The sequence below is a fragment of the Actinoplanes sp. NPDC048791 genome (assembly GCF_040650095.1).
Classification (GTDB): Bacteria; Actinomycetota; Actinomycetes; order Mycobacteriales; family Micromonosporaceae; genus Actinoplanes.
In genome coordinates this window covers 1-4100 of record NZ_JBEZGQ010000778.1, presented here as the reverse complement: position 1 = coordinate 4100, position 4100 = coordinate 1, and the positions used below count along the sequence as shown (strand labels likewise).

Sequence of the window (4100 nt, the reverse complement as noted above, 5' to 3'; positions counted from 1 at the left end):
GGCCGAGCCCCGCGTGGTGCCGCCCGCCAGCCCGGCCGTGCCGCCCCCGAGCCCGGTGCCGGTGCCGGTGTTGCCGGAGCAGGACGCGGTGCTGCGCCTCGATCAGGTCGGCTACGGCATGGACGAAGCCAAGACAGCGACACTGCTGGCACCCCGCGACGCCGGCAAAGCCCACGCCACCGTCATCGACACCGCCGGCCGGACCGTGCTGTCACCGGAGATCGGCGGCGGCCGGGGCGAGTGGAATGCCAGGTTCCCGGCGGTCCACCCCATCGATCTCACCGCGCTGACCCGGCCCGGCACGTATCGGCTCCGGGTGCAGGGCTCGGTCACCGCCGAGTCGCCGACGTTCCGCGTCGCTCCCGCCGCCGAGCTGTTCGGTCCGCTGGTGGCCAACTCGCTCGCGTATTTCCAAGCTCATCGCGACGGGGCCGATCAGGTCGCCGGCGCCTGGCGGCGTACGCCGGCGCACCTGGCCGACCGCGAGGCCACCGTCTATGCCGATCCCCGCTACGACGAGGACGGCCGGATGATCGCGGCGCTGGAGCCCACCGGCGGCCCGGTGGACGTCGAAGGCGGCTGGTACGACGCGGGCGACTACCTCAAGTTCACCCACACCAGCGCGTACGCCCTGGTCGCGATGCTGCTGGTGCAGCGCGACGGACCGGCCCCGGCGGGCCTGGCCGGCGAGACCCGGCACGGCGTCGACTGGCTGGACAAGATGTGGGACGAGTCCACCCGTACGCTCTACACCCAGGTCGGGATCGGCAGCGGCGTCGCCGCGGACTTCCTCGGCGACCATGACACCTGGCGGCTGCCGCAGGCCGACGACCAGCTCGCCGTCGAGCCGGGCGACGAGCGCTACTACCAGCGCTACCGGCCGGTGTTCCGGGCCGCCGCACCGGGCGAGAAGCTCAGCCCCAACCTGGCCGGCCGGGTGGCCGCCGCCTTCGCGCTGGCCGCCCAGGTCGAGGCGGCCACCGATCCGGCCCGCGCCCGCCGCCACCTCACTGCCGCGGCGCAGATCTTCGACCAGGCCGGCACCGCCGACGTCGGTGATCTCGTCACCGCCCAGCCCCGCAGCTTCTATCCCGAGGACAGCTGGGCCGACGACCTCGCCACCGGCGCGGCCGAGCTCGCCCTGGCCGGGGCCCTGCTGCGTGATCCGCGCACTCCGGACTGGACGCTGCGGGCGGCCCGCTGGGCCAGGGTCAACGCCGGCACCGGCCGGACCGACGCCCTGAACGTCTACGACCTCAGCGCGGTGGCCGACGCCGAACTGAGCAGGGCGCTGACCACCACACCGGTGACCGGGGCGGCGATCAGTCCCGATGAGTTGCAGAACGACCTGCGCAGACGCCTCGACGCCGGGATCCGGGCCGCCGAAGCCAACCCCTTCCGAGCAGCCGCGGGCAACGGCGGATACGACTACGCCTCCCGCCAGCTCGGCTACGTCGTCACCGCGGCGCTCTACCGCGGCCTCACCGGGGACGACCGCTACGCCGCGTTCGGCACGGCCCAGCGCGGGGTCGCGCTGGGCGCCAACGGCTGGGGTACGTCGCTGGTGGTGGCCGCGGGTACGACGTACCCCCGGTGCCCGCACGACCAGATCGCCGACCTGACCGCCGGCTCCCCCGCCCCCGGCATGACGGGGGCGGTGGTCAACGGCCCCAACAAGGCCGACCGGATCCACGAACTGATCAAGACCCGCGACAGTTCCTGCTCCACGGACGCCTTCGCCGTGTACGACCGCGACGACGTCCACTACACCGACGACGAGCAGGTCTCGGCCAACACCGAACCGTCCATCGACTTCACCGCGACCGGGATGCTGGCCTTCGCGCTCACCGCCCGGGGGCTCTGACCGGGCGGCCGGCGTCAGGAGGCCAGCTTGAACTGACCGATCACCGTGCGCAGGTTGGCGGCGGTGACGGCCAGCTCCTGGGCCGCCTGCTGGGTCTGGGACGCCGACAGGGTCGCCTGCTGCGAGGTGGTCGTCACCGCGGTGACGCGCTCGGCGATGTCGCCTGTGCGCCCGGCCGCGCGCGACACCCGGTGGCCGATCTCCTGGGTGGAGGCCGACTGCTGCTCCACGGCAGCGGCGATGCCCTGCTGGATGTCGGCGATCTCGTTGATGGTCGAGGAGATGCCATTGATCGCGGCGGCGGCGTCGGTGCTGTCGGCCTGCAACGCGGTGATCTGCCGGGCGATGTCCTCGGTCGCCTTGGCCGTCTCACTGGCCAGATCCTTGACCTCGCCGGCCACCACGGCGAAGCCCTTGCCGAGCTCACCGGCCCGGGCCGCCTCGATGGTGGCGTTCAGCGCCAGCAGGTTGGTCTGCTCGGCGATCGCCGCGATCACCTTGGCGACCTGGCCGATCTGAGCGCTGGAGCCCGACAGTTTCACCACGGTCTGGTTGGCGCCCTCGGCGGCGGTGACGGCGTTGGCGACGATGGTGGTGGCGGAGGTGGCGTTGCCGGCGATCTCCGAGATGGCGGCCCGCATCTCCTCGGTGCCGGTCGCGATCGCCTGAACGTCCTCGGCGATGTGCGCCTGATCGCCTCCATCGGCGCGGTGGGCGCGCTGGCGTGGGTCGCCACGCTGGTCATCCCGGTCGGCGAGCTGATCACCAACCGGGTGGAGAACACCGATTCGACCAGGGACCGGGCCGACCTGTACGTGCAGACGGTCCAGGCCGTCCAGCAGTCACCGCTGCTCGGGTACGGCGGGCCGCGAATGGCCGACACCACCCACGCCGCCGAGCCGCTGGGCACCCAGGGGCAGGTCTGGCTGCTGATGTACAGCCACGGCATCCCGGCACTGCTGATCTTCATCGGGTTCCTGCTGATGATGGTGTGGCGTACGGCCGCCGCGGTCAGCCCGCCGGGCCGGTGGCTGAGCGTCGTCCCGGTGATCGCCCTGGTGATGACCCCGTTCTACGGCTTCACCGACATCAACCTGTCCGTGATGTTCTTCGGCATCGGACTCGCGCTGGCCGCCATCGACGGCCCGGTCAACAGGGAGCCGGCGGCGCAGGCATCGTCGGACGCGGACGCCGTTCCCTACCCGCGCACCCAGCGGTCGTAGGCGTCCAGGTCGACGTTGCCGCCACAGATGATCGTGGCCACGTGACGGCCGGCGAAGCGCTCACGGTCCTCCAGGATCGCCGCGACGCCGAGGGCCGCGGAGGGTTCGACGACCAGGCCCGCGTGGTGCAGCAGCAGCCGCATGCCCGCGACGATGGACGCCTCGCTCACCAGGACCGCATCGTCGGCCACCGCGAGCAGGTCGTCCAGGACCTCCGGGATGGGGAACCGGCCGGCGACACCGTCGGCGATGGTGTCGGTCGAGTCGGTGGTGACGACCCGGCGTTCGCGCCAGGAGCGGGTCATCGCCGGTGCGCCGTGGGGCTGCACGCAGATCACCTCGACGTCCGGCGCGAGCGTCTTGAGGACGTAGCCCACCCCGGTGGCCATGGCGCCGCCGCCCAGAGCGATCAGGACGGTGTCGGCGGATGACCCCGCCTCGGCCAGCTCCAGGCCGATGGTCGCGGCGCCCTCGCAGGTCTCGAGATCGAGGCTGTCCTCGACCAGCCTGATGCCACGCTCGCGGGCGACTTCCGCAGCCCGTTCCCGGGCTGTCTCGAAGTCCCCGTCGACCAGCAGCAACTCGGCGCCCAGCGCGCGGATGCGATCCAGTTTCGCGGCGGGCGCCCGGCGGGTCGCGACGACGGTGACGTCGAGACCACGGCGACGACCGGACCAGGCGAGCGCCTGGCCGAGGTTGCCGGCGCTGGCGCACACCACCGCCGTACGACCCTGGCCGGTCAGCAGGCCGGCCACGAGTTCCGTGCCGCGGGCCTTGAAGCAACGCACCGGGTTCGCCGTCTCCAGCTTGATGCTCACCGTGCAGCCGAGCTCACGCCCCAGCGCGTCGCACTCGTACAGCGGGGTGTCGAGGAACATCGGGTTGATGTCCCGGCGGGCCGCGCGGACCCGGGCGAGATCCAGTCGCGTCGCGATCATGCCCGGCAACCTACCGCGTGCCGCCGCTGCCGCTGCGTTGATCACCCCCCGCCCGGGTGTTAAACGCAGCGGGGC

Annotated in this window: 4 protein-coding genes; 2 read left to right on the top strand and 2 right to left on the bottom strand. The window is 72.5% G+C overall.

Translation table 11 applies throughout. From position 1 onward, the window contains the following. Nucleotides 1-1864: glycoside hydrolase family 9 protein (locus tag AB0C29_RS36815; RefSeq protein ID WP_360830453.1), on the top strand; the 1864-nt coding region annotated here is incomplete at its 5' end. Nucleotides 1865-1878: 14 nt separating this feature from the next. Here AB0C29_RS36815 and AB0C29_RS36810 read toward each other — a convergent pair. Then, entirely contained in the window at nt 1879-2505 is a 627-nt protein-coding gene (locus AB0C29_RS36810) for a methyl-accepting chemotaxis protein (protein WP_360830450.1), read from the bottom strand. Nucleotides 2506-2547: 42 nt separating this feature from the next. Between AB0C29_RS36810 and AB0C29_RS36805 the strand changes: the two genes are divergently transcribed. Next, complete coding sequence (locus tag AB0C29_RS36805) at nt 2548-3087, top strand: hypothetical protein (protein ID WP_360830447.1); 540 nt, start codon at nt 2548-2550, stop codon at nt 3085-3087. On the opposite strand, the gene AB0C29_RS36800 is transcribed toward AB0C29_RS36805, so the two are convergent. Continuing rightward, nucleotides 3063-4025 (bottom strand): pyridoxal-phosphate dependent enzyme, encoded by a 963-nt coding sequence (locus AB0C29_RS36800; protein WP_360830445.1) that lies wholly within the window; start codon nt 4023-4025, stop codon nt 3063-3065. The genes AB0C29_RS36805 and AB0C29_RS36800 overlap by 25 nt on opposite strands. Between the last annotated feature and the right edge of the window lie 75 nt (nt 4026-4100).

Excerpts from the sequence above, each read along its gene's own strand:
- AB0C29_RS36810 (WP_360830450.1), bottom strand. The coding sequence starts at position 2,505 with ATGCGGGCCGCCATCTCGGAGATCGCCGGCAACGCCACCTCCGCCACC.
- AB0C29_RS36800 (WP_360830445.1), bottom strand. The coding sequence starts at position 4,025 with ATGATCGCGACGCGACTGGATCTCGCCCGGGTCCGCGCGGCCCGCCGG.